This window comes from Massilia sp. METH4 (genome assembly GCF_037094685.1).
Classification (GTDB): Bacteria; Pseudomonadota; Gammaproteobacteria; order Burkholderiales; family Burkholderiaceae_D; genus Rugamonas.
Genome location: NZ_CP146614.1, coordinates 6484559 through 6506452 on the forward strand (window position 1 = coordinate 6484559; position 21894 = coordinate 6506452).

At 67.7% G+C, this 21894-nt stretch carries 15 protein-coding genes; 4 read left to right on the forward strand and 11 right to left on the reverse strand.

The genetic code is table 11. The features are described 5' to 3' along the window. Positions 1-50: 50 nt before the first annotated feature. From V6Z91_RS28170 to V6Z91_RS28205, 8 genes are all read right to left on the reverse strand, one after another. Entirely contained in the window at positions 51-2411 is a 2361-nt protein-coding gene (locus V6Z91_RS28170) for a glycoside hydrolase family 95 protein (RefSeq protein WP_338764160.1), read from the reverse strand. Next, entirely contained in the window at positions 2408-5749 is a 3342-nt protein-coding gene (locus tag V6Z91_RS28175; protein ID WP_338764163.1) for a GDSL-type esterase/lipase family protein, read from the reverse strand. Before V6Z91_RS28175 ends, V6Z91_RS28170 begins: the two co-directional genes overlap by 4 nt. 122 nt (positions 5750-5871) lie before the next feature. Next, on the reverse strand, positions 5872-6906 hold the full coding sequence (locus tag V6Z91_RS28180; protein ID WP_338764166.1) for an aldose epimerase family protein: 1035 nt from the start codon (positions 6904-6906) through the stop codon (positions 5872-5874). A gap of 5 nt (positions 6907-6911) precedes the next feature. After that, positions 6912-8108 (reverse strand): DNA-binding transcriptional regulator, encoded by a 1197-nt coding sequence (locus V6Z91_RS28185; protein ID WP_338764169.1) that lies wholly within the window; start codon positions 8106-8108, stop codon positions 6912-6914. Between the two features lie 264 nt (positions 8109-8372). After that, positions 8373-8828 carry an RES family NAD+ phosphorylase gene (locus V6Z91_RS28190; RefSeq protein ID WP_338764172.1) on the reverse strand — a complete coding sequence of 152 codons (456 nt, stop codon included), beginning with the start codon at positions 8826-8828 and terminating at the stop codon, positions 8373-8375. Further along, complete coding sequence (locus V6Z91_RS28195) at positions 8825-9433, reverse strand: antitoxin Xre/MbcA/ParS toxin-binding domain-containing protein (RefSeq protein ID WP_338764175.1); 609 nt, start codon at positions 9431-9433, stop codon at positions 8825-8827. Before V6Z91_RS28195 ends, V6Z91_RS28190 begins: the two co-directional genes overlap by 4 nt. An 88-nt stretch (positions 9434-9521) precedes the next feature. Beyond that, positions 9522-10295, reverse strand: a complete 774-nt coding sequence (gene hisN / locus V6Z91_RS28200) for a histidinol-phosphatase (RefSeq protein WP_338764178.1) — start codon at positions 10293-10295, stop codon at positions 9522-9524. After that, a complete protein-coding gene (locus V6Z91_RS28205) occupies positions 10288-11211 on the reverse strand; it encodes a LysR family transcriptional regulator (RefSeq protein ID WP_338764180.1) in 924 nt (307 codons plus the stop codon). The genes hisN and V6Z91_RS28205 overlap by 8 nt, the downstream gene beginning before the upstream one ends. A 94-nt stretch (positions 11212-11305) precedes the next feature. Here V6Z91_RS28205 and V6Z91_RS28210 point away from each other — a divergent pair, with 94 nt between their 5' ends. The 3 genes from V6Z91_RS28210 to V6Z91_RS28220 all read left to right on the forward strand — a co-directional run bounded on the left by V6Z91_RS28210 (position 11306) and on the right by V6Z91_RS28220 (position 13544). Continuing rightward, positions 11306-12406: an NADH:flavin oxidoreductase/NADH oxidase gene (locus tag V6Z91_RS28210; RefSeq protein WP_338764182.1), complete on the forward strand. Its 1101-nt coding sequence runs from the start codon at positions 11306-11308 to the stop codon at positions 12404-12406. Between the two features lie 88 nt (positions 12407-12494). After that, entirely contained in the window at positions 12495-12617 is a 123-nt protein-coding gene (locus V6Z91_RS28215; protein ID WP_338764185.1) for a hypothetical protein, read from the forward strand. 84 nt (positions 12618-12701) lie between these two features. Continuing rightward, positions 12702-13544 carry an arylamine N-acetyltransferase gene (locus tag V6Z91_RS28220; RefSeq protein WP_338764188.1) on the forward strand — a complete coding sequence of 281 codons (843 nt, stop codon included), beginning with the start codon at positions 12702-12704 and terminating at the stop codon, positions 13542-13544. A gap of 162 nt (positions 13545-13706) precedes the next feature. Here V6Z91_RS28220 and V6Z91_RS28225 read toward each other — a convergent pair whose 3' ends face one another. Both V6Z91_RS28225 and V6Z91_RS28230 read right to left on the reverse strand, forming a co-directional pair. Next, positions 13707-16814 (reverse strand): TonB-dependent receptor, encoded by a 3108-nt coding sequence (locus V6Z91_RS28225; RefSeq protein ID WP_338764191.1) that lies wholly within the window; start codon positions 16812-16814, stop codon positions 13707-13709. Between the two features lie 70 nt (positions 16815-16884). After that, positions 16885-19875 (reverse strand): TonB-dependent receptor, encoded by a 2991-nt coding sequence (locus V6Z91_RS28230; RefSeq protein WP_338764193.1) that lies wholly within the window; start codon positions 19873-19875, stop codon positions 16885-16887. A 226-nt stretch (positions 19876-20101) separates the two neighbouring features. Between V6Z91_RS28230 and V6Z91_RS28235 the strand changes: the two genes are divergently transcribed. After that, the gene (locus V6Z91_RS28235; RefSeq protein ID WP_338764196.1) at positions 20102-21370 is read left to right on the forward strand and encodes an SGNH/GDSL hydrolase family protein; all 1269 of its coding nucleotides are present in this window, start codon (positions 20102-20104) and stop codon (positions 21368-21370) included. A 61-nt stretch (positions 21371-21431) separates the two neighbouring features. Here the strand turns inward: V6Z91_RS28235 and V6Z91_RS28240 are convergent, their stop codons facing one another. Further along, entirely contained in the window at positions 21432-21626 is a 195-nt protein-coding gene (locus V6Z91_RS28240; RefSeq protein WP_338764199.1) for a hypothetical protein, read from the reverse strand. Between the last annotated feature and the right edge of the window lie 268 nt (positions 21627-21894).

A 21894-nucleotide genomic window follows, 5' to 3' on the forward strand; every position in this document is an offset into this window, starting at 1 on the left:
ATTTGTCCGGGCCAGGGTTGCCGCCGCGCGTCGCGGTGGCGCTCTTTCGTTCAGCGCAGTTGTGCGCCGATCACCCTCGCCTCACCCAGCTTCAGTTTCAGAATCACGGTCTTCGCATCCGCGCGCACGCGCACGGTGCCGGCCCCGTTGCCCGGTTTCGCCCTGACGGTCGCCGACGTCACTTTCCCGTCGCGCCATGTCACGTCCACTTCGTATCCTCCGCGTGCCCGCAGGCCCGATACCGAGCCGCTCTTCCACGCCGCCGGCAACGCCGGCAGCAGGTGCAGCACGCCGTCGTGCGATTGCAGCAGCATTTCGCAGATCGCCGCCGTGGTGCCGAAATTGCCGTCGATCTGGAATGGCGGGTGCGCGTCCAGCAGGTTCGGGTACATGCCGCCGGCCGTGTTCTCTTCGGTTCCCGGCTTGTGCTCTTGCGTGCGGGCGCCGGGCGTGGCGATCACGCCGCGCAGCATCGCGTGGGCCCTGTCGCCGTCGCCCAGGCGCGCCCAGAACGCGGCCTTCCATGCCATCGACCAGCCGGTGCCGGCATCGCCGCGCGCGGCCAGCGACACGCGCGCGGCCTGCGCCAGCGCCGGCGTGCGACCCGGGGTGATCTGCCGGCCGGGGAACACCCCGAACAGGTGCGACACGTGGCGGTGATTGTCGTTCGGCGTGTCGAGGATCGGGTCCTGCTTTTCCTCCATCCATTCGAGCAACTGGCCCCAGCTGCCGATCTTCGGCGCGGCCAGGCGGTCGCGCGCGGCGGCCACCTGCCCCGCGAAGGCCACGTCCGTCTTCAGCTCGGCCGCCGCTTCCACGGTGTTCTGGAACAGGTCCCACACGATCTGCTGGTCGTACGACACGCCGTCCTCGACGGGGCCGTGTTCCGGCGACCAGCCGTTCGGCGCCACGAGCCTTCCCGGTCCGCCGCCGCGGTCAGGGAGTTCCTTCAGGTAGTCAAGCCAGAACTGGCTCACCTCCTTCAGCAGCGGATACGCAACCTTTTCCAGGAATGCCTTGTCGCGTGTGAACGCGTAGTGCTCCCAGAAGTGCTGCGCATACCAGGCGTTGGCCGTCTTGTTCCACTTCCACTGCATGTAGCCGAACGGGTTCGTTTCGGTGCGCACCGTCCAGCCGCGCACCGGCTTGCCGTCCTTGCGCAGGAAGGTCTCCACGACCTGCCCATCCTCGGCATCGCGCGACGGGTTGGCCGCGCTCTCGGCCACCAGGCGGCGGTACGAGGGCACCATGGCTTCCACGAAGCCGAACAGGGGCTCGGTTAGCTCCGACAGGTTCGCCACCTCGGCCGGCCAGTAATTCATCTGGATGTTGATATTCGTGTGGTAGTCGGCATTCCACGGCGGCGTGAGGCTGTTGTTCCACAGGCCTTGCAGGTTGGCCGGCAGCGGCCCGCGCGAGCTGCCGATCAGCAGGTAGCGGCCGTACTGGAACACTTGCGCTTCCAGTTCCGGGTCGTTGCCCCGGCGCGTGTATTCGGCCAGGCGGCGGTCCGTCGTCAGCGCGCGGCGCTCCACCGCAGCCGTGCCCACGTCGAGCTCCAGGCGGCCGAACAGGCGCTTGAAATCGTTTTCGTGCTCGCCCTGCAAATCGGACCATGGGCGTGCCGCCGCGCGGCTCACTTGTTCGGTCACGCGCGGGAGCGGGTGCGGGCCCTGGAAGTTCGCCGCGCCATTACGCGCGTAGCTGGTACCGGCGCCCAGCACGAGCGTCACGGCGTCGGCCTGCTCGAAGCGGACCGTGTCGCCTTCCATCACCAGCTTGCCGCCCTCGTTCATGACTTGCACCTGGGCCGCGTAATCCATCTGGTTCGACGTCAGCGGCTGGTGCGCCGGCGTCCACTGGTTGCCCCGCTCGCGCGGCACCACGAAGCCGGCCAGCGAACCGGTGGCGTGGATGCGGTTGCCGAAGGCGTTGATGTGCGCGCCGTGCTGGTCGGTCAGGCGCACCACGCCCGTGTGGGCTCCCGGCCGGTCGGCCGTCAGGCGCACCACGATCACGCCGGCCGGATGGCTGGCGATCGTTTCGCGGCGGTAGCGCACCCCGTTGTGCACATAGGTGACCGTGTGCAGCGCGCGCGCCAGGTCCAGCGTGCGCGCATAGCCCGTGGCGGCGGCATGGCCCGGCAGGTCGATGTACAGGTCGCCGAACGGCTGGAAGGCGCCCATCGACTGCGCGTCGCCCGTCCACAGCGTGATGTCGTTGAATTGCACATGCTCGCGCGCCGGCTGGCCGAACACCATGGCGCCGATGCGGCCATTCCCGACGGGCAGCGCCTCGCGCTCCCAGCCGTCGGCATTGTCCGTGGCCGGGCGGTCGTAGCGCAGCGTGAGGTCGGGCGCCGCGTGGGCCGCGGCCGTGAAGCACAGCGTGGCGAAAAGGACCCGCATCATGGCGCCATCTCCCCGTACACGATGCCGCGCCCGGCGGTACTCATGTAGACGCGGCCGACCACGTTCATGTCGCCCACGATGAAGCGCCCGTCGCCCGGCCCGCCATACTGGTGCGCGTCGTCGTTGATGCGCACCCAGTTCGCGCCCTCGTCGGTGGAGCGCCAGATGCCGCGCAAGCCGTCGATCGTGCCCCAGAGGTAGACGGCCGGATAGCCGCCTTCCCGTTCGGCCTTGCCGAAACCGACGGCACCGGCGTACGTCGCGTCCCTGATCGCGGCGAACGTGGCGCCGCCATTCGTGGAACGGGCAAGGCCGCCGTTCCTCAGGGCCACCCACACGTCGCCCGAGCGGCCGGGCACGGCCCGCACGACATCCGAGCCCCCCTCCGGCAGCCGCGCCGTCACGCTGAAGGTGCGGCCGGCGTCGGCGCTGGCCAGGAAGGCGCCGTCCTGGTAGGCATAGAAGCGGTTCCCGTCGACCGGGTCCGCGACGGGGCGCGCGCCATCCAGGCCGGTCACGGTGGTCCAGGTATCGCCATCGTCCGTGGATCGGAAAGTCACGCGCGACCTTTCGGGACTATGCAGCAGCACCTTGCCGTCCGCCGACAGCGCGAGCTGTCCCTTGGTGCCGTTCATACCCCGCGCCAGGCGCCACTTCGCACCCCCATGGCGCGTGACGTAGATCGACTTTCCCACCCGCGCCAGTACCTGCGGCTGCATGCCGGCGTACGCCAGGCCGAACGTGGTACCCATCTGCGGCTCGTGGATGCGGCCATAGTTCCGCGGGTCAGTGTGGATGAAACCGTCGTAGTCGCCGATCGTGGACACCAGCGGCGCGCCGGCGCGGCTGACGAGGCCCAGCGGCACCGTTTCCTCCAGGCCCTTGACGTCGAAGCGCCAGACGGTGGGAACCGCGTCGAGGTTGGACGTCTTGAACACGCCGTTGCCTGACGTGACCCAGGCGGCCCGCGGGTCGAAGGGATCGAAGGCGATCGTGCTGGCCCAATGGATGGCATGGCCCTTCACCCAGGGCACGCCGGCATGGTCCATCCGGAAGCCGCGCGCGACGAGGTCGGTCCAGCTCGCGCCGCCATCGGTGGACAGGTAGAAGCGGTCGCCCTTCGCGTCCCCCTTCTCGCCGCTTTGCCGCGCATACAGGCTGATGGTGGAAGCGAGCAGCCGGCGCGGATCGGCGCGGTCGACGCTGATGCCGGAGTAAGCGGCGCGCGGGCCCTTCGGCGTCACGTCCTGGCCGGCGCCGGAGGCGATGGCGTACTTGCGCACGGCGCCGCTGTCCATCTTTTCGTCGCCGCGCGGGTGCGGGCCGGCCCCGTTGGCGAAGGTCACGTACAGGTGGCCCAGGCCGTCGAGCGCGGCGCGCTGCGGCATCAGGCCGCCGGGCGTGGCATCCATGGGCTGGAACGTCCTGCCGCCGTCGTCGCTGCGAAACAGATTGGTGCCGGCGCGCGACACGCCGACGAACAGCCGCTCGCTCCTTCCACCCTTCACGCTGGCCGGATCGGGCAGCACGAAGGCGATGCCGGCGCCGTTCGGCGTGGCCGCCACGTCCAGCCCCCGCACGTGCTGCCACGTCGCACCGAAATCGTCGCTGCGGAACAGGCCATTGGCGCGCGTGCCCACGTACAGCACGTTGGAAGCGCCGGGATCGACGGCCAGCCGTTCGCCGTTGTTGCGGCCGGGGCCATTGCCGTGGGTCTTGAACTGCGCCGTCACATCGGTGACGGCGAACGTCTTGCCGTAGTCGCGCGAGCGCAGGATCGCCGTGCGGCCGCCGTTGTGATACGCGATGCCTGCCAGCAGGTAGAGCCTGGCCGGGTCGCGCGGGTCGACCGCCAGCGAATCCACGCCGAGCAAGCCCGTCTGGTCCTCCGACACCCAGTCCAGCAGCGGCGTCCAGCGATCGCCCGTCCACCTGTAGGCGCCGCCGACGTCCGTGCGGGCATATACCACGCCCTGCTCCGCCGTCGGGACCACGGCCGACACGAAGCCGCCGCCGCCGATCGCCACGCTGCCCCAGCGGTAGCCGGTCAGCAGCGGTTGCAGGATCGGGTCCATGGCCCGGGCCCAGATTTCGTAGCCGCGCGCGTTCGGGTGCAGCAGGTCGGGCATGATGTCTTTCGACAGCGTGCCGTGCTCGTCGAGGAAGGCGCTGCCGATGTCGGCGAAGAACACGCGGCGATTGTCCGCAAACTGCGCGATGCGCCCGTTGATCGCGTCGTTGATGCGGCGCGACTGGCTGTCCGCCGCGTCGCGCGGAAACACGCCCAGCAGCAGGATCTTCGCGTTCGGAAGGCGCTGTTGCAGTTCGTCGATCACGCGCCGCAGGCCGGCGGCCGTGGTGGCCGGGTCTTCCTGCCGGCTGCCCGTGTTGTTGGTGCCCGCCATCAGCACCACCACCTTCGGGTCGATGCCGTCCACTTCGCCATGCCGGATGCGCCAGAGGATGTTTTCCGTGCGGTCGCCGCCAAAGCCCAGGTTGATCGGCTGGTAGCGGGCGTAGCGCCGGGCGAATTCTTCCTTGCCCTCCTTCGCCCAGCCCTCGGTGATCGAGTCGCCGATGAACACGAGTTGCGGCAGTTTGCCGGCAACGCGACGCGCGGCGTTGTCTTTTACCTTTTCCTCGTGGCGCGGCATCCACCAGTCGATCGCCCACGATTCGTTCAGCGGTTCGGGCGTGACGGAACGGGTGCGGTAGTCCGGGCACGCGGTATTGGGCTGGCCGCTCTTCAGGATGCGCACGTTGGCCACGGCCACTTCGCCCTGCCCCGTCGCGTCGACTGAAAACGGTTTCATGACCGTTTCAAAAACATCGCCTTCGCGGTAGAAGCACTTCAATGCGATGGACACGCTCTTCCAGCCCTGCCCCGCCGCGGCCCGGCCGGGCAGCACGTAGGGCACCTTGCGTTCGCAGCCTTCGCCGCAATCGAGCCTGAAGTCGATGCCACCCTTGCCCAGGTCGCGAACGTTCAGGTCGAATGCCACGACACCCTTGTCGAGGTAGGGGCGCAGGTCGCGTGGCGTGCTCTCGAAGCGCAGGCTCGCGTACCAGGTATCGCGCCAGGCGAGCGTGAGCGCGTTGCGGCCCGCGACCTTGCCGGCCGTGCCGCGCACGACGGCCTGCGGCTGATTTTCGGATTTGGGAACGACGGCGCTCGCGCCGGCCAGCGGCACGGCATTCTCCGGATCGGCCACCCGCACCTGCCAGCCGGCACCCGGACGGTTCTTGAAGAGCGTGAGTGGGTCCGATGCGGCCGCACCGGCGGCTGCCGCGTGTGCGGAAGCGGCCGCCAGCAGAAGCAGCGGGAGGATATGGCGCATGGCGTCTCGTCGTTATGGTTCTGGCAGGATTCTGTTCTGGCAGGATTCTGTTCTGGCAGCATTCTGGACGGGGACGGCGGCGCGGTTCAATTGCGAAATTCACCAGCCGACCGAACAATATTTCAGCCTTGGACCGACACTCGGTATACGGTGGTTTGCCGGTAGACCTGCCCTGGCCGCAGGATCACGGCGGCCGCGCCCTTGCCGTTCAATTGATTGGGAAAGGCGCCCGCTTCCAGGCAAAAGCCGTCGTGCCGCGAATAGATCACGCCGTTCCGGCCGCGCACGCCGGTCAGGCCGTTGCCGCTGTAGAACTGCAGGCCCGCCTCCGTGGTGGCCACGTCCAGTTGCCGGCCGGAGCCGGGGTCGACCACCCGCGCCACATTGCGCAGCCGGCCGCGTTCGCGCGGGTCCGACGGCAGGCAGTAGCAGTGGTCGAAGCCGCCCGCCACGCGGATCTGCGGATCGGGCCAGCGCATGCGTGGGCCGATCGCGGCGGGCTGGCGAAAGTCGAACGGCGTGCCGGCCACCGCGGCGCGGCCGATCGGGATGCCCACGGCGTCGATCTCCAGGTAGTAGTCGGCATCGATGCGCAGCATGTGGTCGCCCACGTCGGCGCTGCCGCCATTCAGGTTGAAACACGGGTGCGAGGTGAGGTTGACCGGCGTGGGCGCGTCGCAGGTGGCCTGGTATTCGATGGTCAGGCTGCCGTCGTCGTCCAGCTGGTAGAAGACCTGCACGGCCAGGGTGCCGGGAAAGCCGCCCTGCCCGTCCGGCGACACATAGGACAGCGCCAGCCCGCCGTGCGCCAGCTCGCCATCCCAGTGCGCCGCATGGAAGCCGGCATCGCCGCCGTGCAGGTGGTTGCCGCGGTCGTTGACGTCGGCCTGCACCACGCGGCCATCGAGCTTGAAGCGGCCGCGCGCGATGCGGTTGGCCCAGCGGCCGAGGATGGCGCCGAACCAGGCATGACGGTGGTGTAGCAGGTATTCGTTTTCGGGGTAGCCGAGCAGGATGTCGGCCATGCGGCCGTACCGGTCGGGCGCCAGCCACGAGACGAGCGCGGCGCCGCGCTCGCTGATCGTCACCCGCATGCCCCAGGCATTGGTCAGCGTGAAGCGCCGCGCCGTGGCGGCCGACACGGCCATTGGCGGCATGATGATCATTCCCGCACGTCGCCGGCGGCTTCGGCGCTCCGTTGTCGTTCCTGCCAGGCGCGCGGCGTGCACCCCAGTTCCCGCTTGAACACCGAGTGCATGTATTGGCTCGACGTGAAGCCGCAGCGGACGGCGACGTCGGCCAGGTTACAGCCGCCGCGCGCCAGGTAGCCGGTGGCCGCTTCCAGCCGCAGGCGCAGGATCTCGTCGTGCACGCTGCGGCCCAGCTCCGCGCGGAAATGCGCTTCCAGCGACGAGCGCGAGATGCCCACGTACTGGGCCACCTGGTCGGTCTTGATGCCCTGGCACGCATACTGGCGGATGAAGTGGCGCGCGCGCATCACGTGCGGGTGCTTGCCCGCCTCGTGCTTGCTGGAGGCCAGCACGTTGATGCCGGCCGGCGGCACCAGGATGCGCGTATCGGGCAGGCGCACGCCGTGCAGCATCTGGTCCAGCAGGTGGGCCGCCGTGCGGCCCATTTCCTGGGCGCCCTGGATCACCGAACTCATCGGAATGCGCGTGAGCATGCGCGCCAGCGGGTCATTGTCGATGCCGATCACGGCCACCTGCTCCGGCACCTCGATGCCGGCCAGCGCGCACGCCTGCATCAGCTGGCGCGCCCGCGCATCGGTCACGGCAATGATGCCGACCGGCTTCGGCAGGCTCTGCAGCCAGGCGACCAGTTGCTCTACCGCCTCCGTCCAGTGCTGCGCACTGGTCGCGCGGCCCCGGTACACCTCGGGTTGCAGCCTGTCGCGCAGCAGCAGCTTGCAATACGCCTTCTCGCGCTCCTGCGCCCAGCGGTTTTCCTGCGCCTCGGGCAGGCTGAAACAGGCGATGTGGCGCAGGCCGGCCTCGATCAGGTGATCGTAGGCCAGCTTGATGAGCTTGAAGTTATCGGTGGCCACATAGGGCACGGCGGCCGGATAGTCGGCCGGGTTCTGGTACGAACCGCCCACGGCAACCATCGGCACGCGCGTGGCAGCCAGCGCGCGCGCCACCATGGGATCGTCGAAGTCGGCAATGATGCCGTCGCCCTGCCAGCCGTCGATGCCGGCCAGGCGCAGCCGGAAATCCTCTTCCAGGAACAGGTCCCACGCCGTGCGGGTGCTGGCCAGGTAGGCGGCGATGCCGGTGATGACTTCGCGGTCGAAAATCTTGTTGGCGTTGAAAAGCAGCGCGATGCGATGCGTTCTCAGCATGTCGTTCGTCTCCCCATGCTCGTCTTGTGGCGCCATTGTAATAGTTGAAAGAGCGCAACGGGCGATCGTATGGCCATTTTGCTCACGCCGGCAAGTGGCGGCAATTACGAATTTCAACGGGAGGCATTGCGATTCTTGACAACGTTTTCACGACAACCGTCCGGGACATCCCCTTTTTTAACATCCGTGAACGGCCGCACGTTGCTGGGCACGACCGCTGCGAATCGTTGACAACGTTTCTTGGGATCATGGTTGGAACATCGCCTACTTGAACATCCGGTCGTCGAACATGAACGGCCGCACGATACTCAGCGCGACCGCGCCGTACGCCGGATGGCGCGGATTGAGGATGACGTTCGTTTCCTCGGGCACGATGGCGGACGGCACTTTCATCCCCAGTTCGGCGCCGCGGGCGAGCCAGGCGCCGCCGAAGGATTGGGCGGCTTTCGAAGTGGGCAGCGCATCCCAGCCGGCCGGCAACGCGGCCACCGCGGGTTCATGGAGGACGGTATCGTCCGGAATATCGACGGCCGCCAGCACCATGGGCGGCAGCGGCCCGGCCCCGACATGGACGAATTTCTCGAGGCTGCAGAGCGCCACCGACGTGCCGCAATACAGGGCCGGCATGCCGACCGGGTTCCAGCGGCCACCGAACTGCGCGGCACCAAGGCACAGCTTGTCCAGCGCATGCCTGCGCTGGACGATGCGCCATAACCTCAAGCGGCACCGCCGGTGGCGATGGCGTTGAGCACCTGCCGCACCGCCGTGGCACCGGGTTCCGTGTCGAGGTGGTCGATGGGCGCCGCGCCGCCGAACGCGCGGTTCGGGGCCAGCAGCCATGCCCGGGCCGCGCGCTCTTCCTCGAACACTTCCCGCGCCATGGCCAATACATCGGCCAGCCGCCATATCCGCTCGGAAAGCGCCGCATCGAGGCAGGAACCCCGCTTCGCCAGCGTGTGCGCCGTGGTTTCCGGCAGGCGGACGATGGCGCGGATGCGTGCCGCCGGCACGTCGAAGTATGCCGCGGCATCCTTGATGATGGCGGCGGGAAAGCCGGCGCGGATGGCCTCGGCCGCGCCGAAATCGCTGCCGGCAAGCCGCTCCAGCAGTCGCGCGAACTCGTTGGCGCGCTCGCCGGGAGGAACGGGATTGGCGATCACCTCGAGCCGGGACACCGCCTCTTGCGCTGTTTTCAGTGCGGCCAGGTATTCGCCCCGCCGTTCGTGCACCTCCGGTGCCGCAAGCAGGGCCTCGGCCTCGGCCACCAGTGCCGTTGCATCCTTGACGAATTGCTCTTGTTGCAATGCATATCGGGAGAACGCCATGAAAACCTCCATTTAGAAGTTCATGGTACTCCAAAAAGTGGTCTTGGCAAGGTCGCCGTGGAGCATTGCCTGCTTGCACCCGGTGCCGTCAAGCCGCGTGGCGCAGCCGTTCGACGAGCCGGGCATGCAATACGGGATCGCCGCAAGCGACAACCGTGCCGCCGTGCTGCGCGTCGCCGCCATCCCAGCTGGTGATCACGCCGCCGGCGCCCTCGATGATGGGAATCAGCGCCTGGATGTCGAACGGCTGCAGGCTCGCCTCGACGACGGCGTCGACATGGCCCGCGGCCACCATGCAGTACGCGTAGCAGTCGCCGCCGTAGCGCAGCAGCTGCGCGTCGGCCGCGACCGCATCGAAGGCGGCGCGCTGTTCCGGCTTGCGGAAGATCGATGGCGCGGTGGCCATCAGCCGCGCCGAGCCGATATCGGCGCAGGCACGCGTGCGCAGCGGCGTGCCGTTCAGCCAGGCGCCGCCGGGTCCTCCCGTGTACAGTTCCCGGGTGAACGGCTGGTACATCGCGCCAATGACTGGCCGGGTGCCGTCGTTCAGCGCGATCAGCGTGCCCCACAGCGGCAAGCCGCAGATGAAGGCGCGCGTGCCGTCGATCGGGTCGAGCACCCAGTGATACGGGCTGCTGCCGGCGAGGCTGCCCTCCTCTTCGCCGACGATGCCGTGCTCCGGGTAGCGGGCGCGAATGAGATCGCGCATGGCCCGCTCGGCCGCCTTGTCGGCCACGGTCACCGGGTCGTAGCCGCCGGATTCCTTGTTCTCCACGGCCATGCGGGTGCGGAAATGCGGCAGCGCCGCGGCGGCGGCCGCGTCGGCCAGTTCGCGAAGGAAGCCCAGGTATTCGTCATTCATGTGTCATCCTTGTCGGGAGTTGTTCGCGCAGTTGTTCGCGCGGTTGTTCGCGCAGCTGCTCGTGCAGATAAGCGGCCACGCGCCGGGCGCGCGCCGGCAGCGGCCATTCGGCGCGGTGGATCAGCCACAGCGTGGCCACCACGGGCGTGGCGGCATCGATCACGCGGATCGCCTCCTGGCGCGCGAAGCAGCGCCGGGCATGGGTGGGAATCACGGTGAAGCCGAGCCCGCGCGCGACGGGTTCGAGCAGCAGGGCCACCTGGTTCGAGAAACCGCGCGAGGGCACGCTGGCGATGCCGGGATTGCCGGGAAACGCGCGGCTCAGGAGGCGCGTGGCCATCGCATGGCCTTCCGGGTGGTCGATGAAGCCAAGCGCCTGCAAGTCGGCCCAGGTGCGCACCTCGCTTGCGGCAGGCACCACCAGTTCCAGCGCCTCTTCGGCCAATGGGGTGGCGGCCAGCCGCACGTCGTCGGGCTTGAGCGCCACGATGCCCAGGTCGTAGCGCTTGTCCAGCACCTGCGCCAGCGTTTCCCGGTCCGGCGCGAAGCGGTGCCGGATCGCCAGGCCAGGGTGCGCCGCCTGGAAGTCGAGCAGCCGCGGATACAGGAACAGGCCCGCGCTGCCGGGCGTGATCACGCCCACGTCGCCACGGCAGGCGTCTTCGTCGGCCAGCCGCGCGGCCAGGCGGCGGTCCGCCTCTTCGATTTCGGCGCAGTAGCGCAGCAGCGCCGTGCCGGCCGGCGTCAGCTCGATCGCGCGGGGCCGGCGGATCAGCAATGGCCCCAGCCGGTCTTCCAGCTGCCGCACGTGCTGGCTGACGGCGGCCTGGGTGAGCCCCAGCGCTTCGGCCGCGCGGGTAAAGCTGCCGGCATGGGCCAAGGCCGCGAACGATTGCAGCCACTGTGGAGGATGCATAACAAACTCTAATGGGAACGATAAGGTACCATCAGTTTACATGATGACGAGCGGCGCTTACAGTGCCACCCTCGTCATTATCAAGCTGAAAGACATGACCGCACTCTTTTCCGAATTCAAACTGAAAGACGTCACCCTGCGCAACCGCATCGCGGTGCCGCCGATGTGCCAGTACAGCGCCGTGGACGGCTTCACCAACGACTGGCACCTGGCCCACTACACCAGCATCGCCCGCGGCGGCGCCGGCCTGGTGATCGTGGAAGCGACCGCCGTGTCGCCGGAAGGCCGCATCACGCCGGGCTGCACGGGCCTGTGGAACGATGCCCAGGCCGAGGGCATGGCGCGCATCGCCGCCGCGATCAAGTCCGGCGGCGCGGTGGCCGGCATCCAGATCGCCCACGCCGGCCGCAAGGCCAGCGCCAACCGCCCCTGGGAAGGCGATGACCACATCCCCGAGGGCGATCCGCGCGGCTGGCAGACGATCGCCCCCTCCGCCGTCGCCTTTGGCGCCAACCTGCCCAAAGTGCCGCAAGCGATGACGATCGCCGACATCGAGCGCGTGAAGGCCGACTTCGTGGCGGCCGCCCGCCGCGCGCGCGACGCCGGCTTCGAGTACCTGGAGCTTCATTTTGCCCATGGCTACCTCGCGCAATCGTTCTTCTCCGCGCATTCGAACCAGCGCGACGACATCTACGGTGGCAATGCCGAGAACCGCGGCCGCTTCCTGCTCGAGACGCTGGCCGCCGTGCGCGAGGTGTGGCCGGAGAACCTGCCGCTGACGGCCCGCTTCGGCGTCATCGAATACGACGGCCGCGACGAGGAAACCCTCGCCGAATCCGTTGCCCTGGTGAAGAAGATGCGCGAAGGCGGCCTCGATCTGCTGAACGTGTCGGTCGGCTTCACGATCCCGAAAACGGCGATTCCATGGGGCCCGGCCTTCCTGGCGCCGGTCGCCGAACGCGTGCGCCGCGAGGCGGGCCTGCCGGTCGCGGCATCGTGGGGCATCGACGCGCCGGCCAACGCCAACCGCGTCATCGCCGACGGCCAGATGGACCTGGTGATGGTGGGCCGCGCCCTGCTGGCCGACCCGCACTACCCGTATCGCGCCGCCAAGGACCTGGGCCTGCCCCGCCCGTCGTGGGTGCTGCCGGCGCCGTACGCGCACTGGCTCGAGCGCTACGCGATGGCGTCCTGACGACATAAATCAACCTGCTGAGCGATTCCCCGCCCAATGCCCGCGGGGCGGATGCCCGACGCACCTCACTGCCATCGAAAGTGTGCACGTGAGCAACATCACGGTGCGCGAGGCGAAATTCCTCTGCCTGATCAGGGCGGAACGCGAGGCTCCGGTGCGCCACGTGACCATGCGCGGCATGCGCGTGGAAAAGCTGAGCGCACGCCGGTGACGAGCGAGAACGTGGAAGGCTCCATGCAGGGTTGACGCGGCTGCGGTTACACTCTTGCGGTGTGCATATCACCAGGAGACAACCGTGCTTCATGCCGACGATGCCGCGCCTGCCGCGCTGGCGCCCTACTTCGATCTCATCGGCCAGCCCGGCACCGCTAAACCTTCGCTTGCCGCGCTGGCCCGCCTGCAGTTAGGCCACATCCTGGCCATTCCCTTCGAAAACCTGAACCCGCTTGCCGGCCTGCGCGTGCCGCTCGACACTGCCGCGCTGCTGGACAAGTTCACGCACCGCCGCGGCGGTTACTGCTTCGAGCACAACCTGCTGTACCGCCACGCGCTCGAAACGCTCGGTTACCGCACCACGCCGCTGCTGGCGCGGGTGCGCGTGAACGTGGCGCCCGGAACGGTGACGCCGCGCACCCACATGCTGCTGCTGGTGGACGTGGATGGCGAGCGGGTGCTTACCGACACGGGCTTCGGCAAGGCGACGCCCACCGCCCCGCTGCGGCTGATCGCCGGCGTGCCGCAGCAGACGCCGCACGGCGTGTACCGCCTCACGCAAGAGGGCGACGAGTACCAGCTGGAGACGGAAACCGGCGAAGGCTGGGCGCCGCTGTACGCGTTCGAGCCGCGGCCGGCCTACCAGGTCGACTTCGAGATGTCGAACTGGTTCGTGTCGACCCACCCCGCCTCGCACTTCACGCGCGACCTGATCGCCGTGCGCACCGTGGCCAACGGGCGGCATGTGCTGCACAACGGGCGGTATTCGTTTTACGGGACGGATGGGACGGGAACGAGGGAGGAGATCACGACCGTGGCGGCGCTGGTGCACCTGCTGGAGAATACGTTCGGGCTGGCGGCGAGCGAGGTGGCGGGGCTGGAAGCGAAGCTGGGGCGAATCGTTGGCACGAGTGGCAATCCGTAACGCATGAGCTTCGGTGTCGGACATCATTTCCCCGCCGGGGAAATGGTGTGCGACACCGGTCTTCCCAACGGTAGTCCGCGACCTCGGCGGATAACCGGTGTCGCACACCTTTCCGGGCAGGCCCGGAAAGGTGTGCGACACCAGAGCATCAGGTGCCGGCAATCAGAACTTGTAGCTCGCCCCCAGCACGAACGTCCTTCCCGACTTCACGTACAGCAGCGTATCCTGCCGCTGCGTGTCGTTGTAGTACCGCGTCGGTTCGTTCGACAGATTCTGCGCCTCGAACGAAATGCGCAGGTTGGGCGTAACCTGGTACGACGTGCTCATGTCGTACGTGGTCGAGCCGTCCGCCACCAGGTAGTCGTGGCCGTCCACGTTGCCGCGGATGCCCCGGTAGTACGTGGAGCGGTAGGCGCGCGACACGCGGGCGCTGAACTTCTCGTCGTCATAGTACAGCGTGAGGTTGTTCGCGCGCGGCGACAGGCCGGTGAAGTTCGTGATCATGAACAGTTCCTCGTTCGCCGTCGTGCGCGGGTTGTCGAGGCGCGTCAGGTACTTGATCTTCGAGTGCACGCGCGTCACGTTGGCCATCATGCCGAAGTTCGACCAGGGGCCCGGCAGGAAAGAGAACGGTGTCTGCCACGAGAATTCCATGCCCTTCAGCGGCCCGCCACTGGTGTTGACCTGGCGGCTCACCGTCACGAGCGTATCCGGCTGCGTCGGGCAGGCCGGGGTGCCGCCGCTGATCGAGCAGCCGGCCGGCGTCAGCAGCAGTTCGAGCGGAATGCCCAGCGACGAATAGGTCGCCTGCTCCGAGGCGCCCTGGATGAACGACTTCATGTTCTTGCGGAACAGGCCCAGTCCCACCATCGCGTTCTTCGCGTAGTACCACTCGCCCTGCAGGTCGAACGTGTCGGCACGGATCGGATCCAGGTTCGGGTTGCCGATCGAGACCGACTGCGCCGTGGTGTTGACGGACACCGAAGGCGTCAGGCCCACGTAATCGGGACGCGACATCACCTTGCCGGCCGAGAAGCGCAGGAAGATGTCCTTCGGCAGGATCGCCGTCAGGTTCAGCGCCGGCAGCCAGTCGCGGTACTTCTTGTAGCCGTAGTTCGGCTGCAGCTGGTTGTTGACGTTGATGAGCGCCATCGAGTTCAGCTTCGTCTCCGCGCCGCGCACGCCCACGTTGCCGCGCAGGGTGACGGGGCCCACGTCGTACTTGAAGTCCACGCTGGCGAAGACGGCGTTGATCTTCTCCTCGACCCAGCGGTTCGATTGCGTGAGGTAGTTGTATTCGGAGCCGGGCACCGCCGCGCAATGGCACTCGATATCCCAGACGGCGCGCAACTTGTCCAGGTCCACTGTCGCCCACGATGCCGGCACGCCGGTGCCGCCCAGGTTCTTGCCGAAGCCGGTGATCTGCTGCGTGTAGTCGCCCACCGTGGTACCGGCCGGCAGCGCCAGGCCATTGCCGCCCGATCCCAGCTCCAGGTTGCCCCAGCGGTTCTTGCGGGCCGAGACGCCGGTCTTGAACGTGATGTTGTCGTTGACTTCCCATTCGACGTCGGCCTGCGTGGTCTGCAGCCGGTTTGTCGTGTTCAGGTAGCGGCCCACGAACTGGCCGTGCAGCGTGCCGTTCGCCTCCTGCGGGCCGAAGGTGAAGTTGTCCGGATTGGCGACGTCGATGCCGAAGTTCAGGATCGGCACATTGGGGTTCTGGCGGAAGTCGAAAGAGAAGCCATCCACGTTCGGCGCGTCGAACTGCACGGTGGCGCGCATCGGTTCGTCCAGCTCGGAATCGGATACGCCGTGCATGAAGTTGGCCCGCAGCGTGTCGGTGAAGCGATGGCCGACCGTGAGCACGTGCTGCTTGAAGATGGTCTGGTACACGTCGACCAGGCCTTCGGTGCGAATGTCGACATCGTTGAACTTGCCGTAGAGCCAGCGGCCGTCGCCGTTGAATTCCGCTTCCACGATCGAGGTTTGCGGCTTGCCGTTCGCCTGCGCCATCGTGCGGCCGAACGAGATCGCCGAGATGTAGTTGTCGTAGCGGATGTTGTCGAACTTGCCGTACATGAGGTCCAGGTTCACGTCCGTGTCCGCGCTCGGCTTCCATTGCAGCGCGCCCGTCAGGCCGAGGCGCTCGTAGTCCGTCATCGAGCGGCGGAAGCGGGGAATGCGCGGATGGAAGGCGCCGTTGCCGGCGGCGGGATTGGCGACCAGCCCGCCGTAGTCGTCGCGGCGGCCGAACACCTCGTTGTAGGCGGTGGCGTCGGTGAGGCGGTCGGCACCGGGGCCGCACGAAGTGGCTGTCACGCCCTTGGCTGGATCGTTCGGCGGGGTCTGCGGCGTGACGCCCACAGGCGAGCAGAAACCGCCATCGGTATTGGCGGCCACGATGCTGACGGCCTCGTAGCCCTCCTCCTGCGCGCGGCGCTTCGACCAGGCGCCGGAGACCAGCGCGCCGAAGCGGCCGTATGGCGTTTCCCACCGGTCGGAGATCAGCCCCGTCACGCGCGGCTGTGTCTTCTTGCCCATCTCCCGGTAGGATTCCTGCAGGCCGAAGCTGATCGTGCGGCCCTTGAAGTCGAACGGGCGGCCGGTACGCAGGTCGACGGTGGCACCCAGCGAGCCCTCTTCCACCGCCGCCTCCGCCGTCTTGCGCACCGACAGGCTGTTGAAGAGTTCGGACGCGAACACGGAAAAGTCGAAGCCGCGGCCGCGGTTCGTGCTGCCGTTGATGTCCGACGCGCCGGTGGCCGCCACGCCCTCGATGCCGTTGATGCGTACGCGCGTGAAACCGGAGTTCAGGCCGCGCACGGTGATCTGCCGGCCCTCGCCGCCATCGCCCCGCTCCAGCGCCACGCCGGGCACGCGCTGCAGCGACTCGGCCAGGTTCGCGTCCGGGAACTTCGAGATGTCTTCCGCCTTGATCACGTCGATGATGCCGTCGGCATTCTTCTTCGTGTTCAGCGCGCTGTTCAGGCTCGCGCGAAAGCCGGTGACGACGACCGTGTTGGCTTCCGCGCCGCTCCCCTGGCTGGCTGGCTGGCCAGAGGAACCCGAGCTTCCCTGGGCGCCCGACTGGCCGCTTGCCTGTGCGGCATCCTGGGCTGTCGGCGCGGCGGCTTCCGCTGCCGCCTGCGCCACCTGCTGTCCATCGAGCTGGTCCGCCTCACCCGTCGCCTGCTGGGCATTGGCGTGGGCGGCCATCGCACACACAGCCAGTGCTGCCAGCGCGATCAACCTCGGTTGCGGTCTATGCATGTCTCATCCTCTCTGCGTTGTTATAGGAGTGCCCCGTGCCCGCCGTAGCGGGCACGCTTGAACGGCGGGGTCAGAACTTGTAGGACAGGCCGAGCACGGCCGAGCGGCCCGAATGCACGTACAGCAGCGTGTCGTTGCGCTGCGTGTCGCGGCCATAGCGCAGCGGCTCGTCGGTGAGGTTCTGCCCTTCCAGCGAAATGCGCAGGTTCGGCGTCAACTGGTAAGAGATGCTGGCGTCGATATTGGTGGAACCGTCGACGACAGTGAAGTCGTGGCCCTGCACGTCGCCCAGCACCGCCAGCAGGTACGAGGACCGGTGCGCCTTCGACACCCGCGCCGAGAATTTCGCATCCTCGTAGTACAGCGTGAGGTTGTGCGCGCGCGGCGACAGGCCGGTAAAGTTGGCCTGCACCTGCAACTGCTCGTTGGCGGTGGTGTTCGGATTGTCCACCCGGGTGATGTAGGTGATCTTCGACTTCACGTACGTGTAGTTCGCCAGCAGCCCGAAGTTCTTCCACACGCCCGGCAGGAAGTTGAACGGTGCCTGCAGATTGAATTCCGCGCCGTTCAACGGGCCGCCCGGCGTGTTCACCTTGCGGCTCACCACCACCGAATCGGTCGGCGACGTGGGACAGCCCGGCGTGCCGCCCGTGATCGAGCAGCCGTTGAACACCAGCAGCTCGTTCGGCAGGCCCAGCGTGTTGTACACGGCGCGTTCGGAAACGGTCTGGATGAAGCTGTCGATCTCCTTGCGGAACACGCCCAGCGACACCATCGCGTTCTTGTCGTAGTACCACTCGGCCTGCAAGTCGTAGGTCTTGGCGCGGATCGGGTCGAGGTTGCCGTTGCCGATGCCGACGGTGCCGGACTGGCCGGACACGGTGGCCGACGGCGCCAGGTCCACGTACTCGGGCCGCGACAGCACCTTGCCGGCCGAGAAGCGCAGATAGACATCCTTCGGCAGCTGCGCCGTCAGGTTGAACGCCGGCAGCCAGTCGCGGTACTTCTTCGTGACGACGTTCGGCCGCAGCTGGCCGGCCACGTTGATCAGTGCCATCGAGGTTGCCCTGGTTTCCGCGCCGCGCACGCCGACATTGCCGCGCCAGCCGATGCCGCCCCAGTCGTAGTTGAAGTCGACCATGCCGTACAGCGCATCGATCTTTTCCTCGACCGCACGGTTCGCCTGCGTGAGATAGGCGTACTGCGAACCGGGCACCGCGTCGCAATGGCATTCGATGTCGTAGATGGCGCGCAGCTTGTCCAGGTCCACCGCGGCCCAGGACGACGGCACGGCCGCGCCCAGGCCCTTGCCGAAGCCGGACACCTGCTGGGAGATGTCGGCCACGGTGACCCCGGCGGGCAATGCCAGGCCGTTGCCGCCCGAGCCGATCTCCACGTTGCTCCACGTGTTCTTGCGGTTCGAATAGCCGGCCCGCAGCGTGAGGCGGTCGTTCACGTCGAAGGAACCGTTCAGTTCCGTCGTCTTCAGCTTGTTGCGGGTGTTCAGGTAGCGCCCGACGAACTGGCCGTGCAGCGTGCCGTCCGTGTCCTGCGGGCCGAAGGTGAAGCTGTTCGGGTTGGCCACGTCGATGCCGAAGTTCAGCGCCGGTACGTTGCGGTTGTTGCGGAAGTCGAACGAGAAGCCATCCACGTTTGGCGAGTCGAACTGCACCGTCGCGCGCATCGGCTCGTCCAGTTCCGAGTTCGACGTGCCGTGCAGGAAATTGACCTTGAAGCGGTCGGAAAAGCGGTGGCCGCCGGAGAACACGTACTGCTTGAACGTGGTGGTGTACACGTCCAGCAAACCTTCGGTGCGGATGTCCACGCCGTTGAACTTGCCGTAGTCCCAGCTGCCGTTTCCATCGAAGTGCGCGTCGGCGATCGAGGTCTGCGGCTTGCCGTTCGCCGTCTGGAGGGTGCGGCCGAAGGAGATCGCCGAGATGTAGTTGTCGTAGCGGCGGTTGTCGAACTTGCCGTACATGAGGTCGAGGTTCACGTCGGTGTCGGCCGAGGGCTTCCATTGCAACGCGCCCGTGATGCCGGTGCGCTCGTAGTCGGTCATCGAGCGGCGGTAGCGCGGGATGCGCGGGTGGAAGGCGCCGGAACCGGCCGCCGGGGATGCGATGGTGCCGCCGTAGTTGTCGGTACGGCCCATCACGTCGTTCCACGCCGCCAGGTTCGACGTGCGCGGTTCGCCGAAGCCGCAGTTGGCGGCATCGATGCCCTTGACGGCATTGTTCGCCGGGTTCTGCGGCGCGAAGCCGGCCGGCGAGCAGAAGCCGCCGTCGGCGTTCGCGGCCAGCAGGTCGACGGCCTCATAGCCTTCTTCCAGCGCGCGGCGCTTCGACCAGGCAGCCGACACCAGGGCGCCCACCTTGCCGTAGCGGGTGTCCCAGCGGTCCGAGATCAGGGCTGTCACGCGCGGCTGCGTCTTTTCGGACAGGTCGTTGTAGTACTCCTGCACGCCCAGGCTGATCGTGCGGCCCTTGAAGTCGAACGGTCGGCCGGTGCGCAGGTCGACGGTGGCGCCCAGCGAGCCTTCTTCCACCGCCGCTTCCGACGTCTTGCGCACCTCCAGGCTGTTGAACAGCTCCGAGGCGAACACGGAAAAGTCGAAGCCGCGGCCGCGGTTCGTGCTGCCGTTGATGTCCGACGCGCCGGTGGCCGCCACGCCCTCGATGCCGTTGATGCGCACGCGCGTAAAGCCCGCGTTCAGGCCGCGCACCGTGATCTGCTTGCCCTCGCCGCCGTCGCCGCGCGCCAGCGCCACGCCGGGCACGCGCTGCAGGGATTCGGCCAGGTTCGCATCCGGGAACTTGGCGATATCCTCGGCCTTGATCACGTCCACGATGCCGTCGGAGTTCTTCTTCGTGTTCAGGGCGCTGTTCAAGCTGGCCCGGAAGCCCGTCACCACGACCACGTTCGCGTCCGGTGCGGCCTGCGCCGTTTCCGGTGCCTGCGTTTGAGCCTGTGCCTGTGCCTGCGCCGACAGCGTGGCGATCGCCACGGCCAGCGCCGTCAACCTTCCCGCATGGCCCCGATGCTTACCCATGTGCTGCATGCTGCCTCCTCGTTCTTGTAATGGTCACGCTCCGTTTGCCGGAGTCGTTTCGATCTTAGGACGATTGTTTTTGCTAAAGGAGGGACACGCGGCAATCACTCACGCAGTTGAGCCGTTCCGGCGCATTCGGACGGAAAAGTTCACGATGCTGTGTGCTTTGAACAACGCGGTGAGCTACAGTGTCGCCTGTCCCCGGCAGGCGGGAGACCACGAGGAGGAGAACATCTTGAAGACATCGTTCGCGCGGCGCCGCTTCCTGGGCGGCGCCTTCGCCGCCACGCTGGCGCTGGCCGCGCTGGCCGGCGCGCCGCTGGCCCATGGGGCATCCGAAGCGGGCCGCGGCTGGGCCGGCACCTGGGGCGCCGCACCGGCCGACGCGGCTCCGAAGACGCTGCAGACGTTCAAGGACCAGACGCTCAGGCTGGTCGTGCACACGAGTATCGGCGGCACGAAGGTGCGCATCCGCCTGTCGAACGAGCTTGGCAAGGCGCCTCTGCGCATCGGCGCGGCGCACGTGGCCTTGCGCAGGGCCGGGGCGGACATCGATCCGGCATCGAGCCACGCGCTGACCTTCGGCGGGCGGCCCTTCGCCGTCATCCCGCCGGGCGCGCCGGTGCTGTCCGATCCGGTGGAATTCGCGGTGCCGGCCCAGGCCGACCTGGCCGTGAGCCTGCACCTGCCGGGCGAAGCGCAGGCCACGACCGCGCACGGCAATGCCTTCCAGACCAGCTACGTGTCGAGCCCGGGCAATTTCGCCGCCGCGGCCACTTTCCCCGTGCAGCGCACGATCGGCTCGTGGCCGTTCCTGGCCGAGGTGGACGTGCTGGCGCCCGGCGCGGGCACGATCGTCGCGCTGGGGGATTCGATCACGGATGGCTCCAACACCACGACCGACGCGAACCGCCGCTGGCCCGACGTGCTGGCGCTGCGCCTGCAAGGGGCGCGGCCGGGCCTGCGACTCGGCGTCGTCAATCGCGGCATCGGCGGCAACCGGCTGCTGCGCGATCCCGGCGAGTGGCCGCCGTTCGGCCGCGCCGTGCTGGCGCGCTTTGACCGCGACGTGCTGGCCACCGCCGGCGTGCGCCACGTGGTGCTCCTCATCGGTATCAACGACATCGGCCATCCCGGCACCGGTTCGATGCCGGCCGCCGAAGGCCCTTCGGCCGAAGACCTGATCGCCGGCTACCGCCAGGTGATCGCGCGCGCCCGCGCGCACGGCATCTCCATCCACGGCGCCACGCTCACGCCGTTCGAAGGCACGGTGTTCCCCGGCTATTACACGGCGCCGAAGGAAGCGGTGCGGCAAGCCGTCAACAAGTGGATACGCGAAAGCCGCGAATTCGATTCCGTGATCGACTTCGACCGCGCCCTGCGCGACCCCGCGCAACCGTCGAAACTGTTGGCGAAGTACGACAGTGGCGACCACCTGCACCCGAACGACGCCGGCATGGCCGCGATGGCCGAAGCGGTACCGCTGGAGATCTTTGCGCGGTGAGCATCGCTGAGTCCGTGTCACTGGGGTCTGACCCCACGAGACACGTGCTCAGCTGTAGAGATCAGCTGAACGGCCGCAGGGCCGTCATCGGCGTGGCATTTTCGGCGCTGCCGGGCGGGTCGGTTTCGTCGAGCGTGCCTTCGATGCCTTCCCACACCTGCACGAGCGCGGCCCAGCAGGCCAGCGCCGGGTCGGTACGCGTGACCAGCTGGGCCACCGCGGCGTCATTGTTCAGCTTTACGTAACCTGCTTCCATGAGTCCTCCCGTCGTTCAGCGACAGGGTGGACCCATCGTGGTTCGCCGTCCGTTAGCTGGCGCACCCTTGGAAGGCATCCGGAAGGCGGTCGCGAGCTGGTGTCGGGTTGGTGTCGGACATATTTTCCGGTGCCGTTCCGGAAAATGTGTACGACACCGGTTTTCCTGTGCCTCAGTCAGCTCGTATGCATCATGGGAACACCGGTGTCGCACACCTTTTCCGGATGATGCCCCGGAAAAGATGTCCGACACCAGTGGGTCAAGTGCC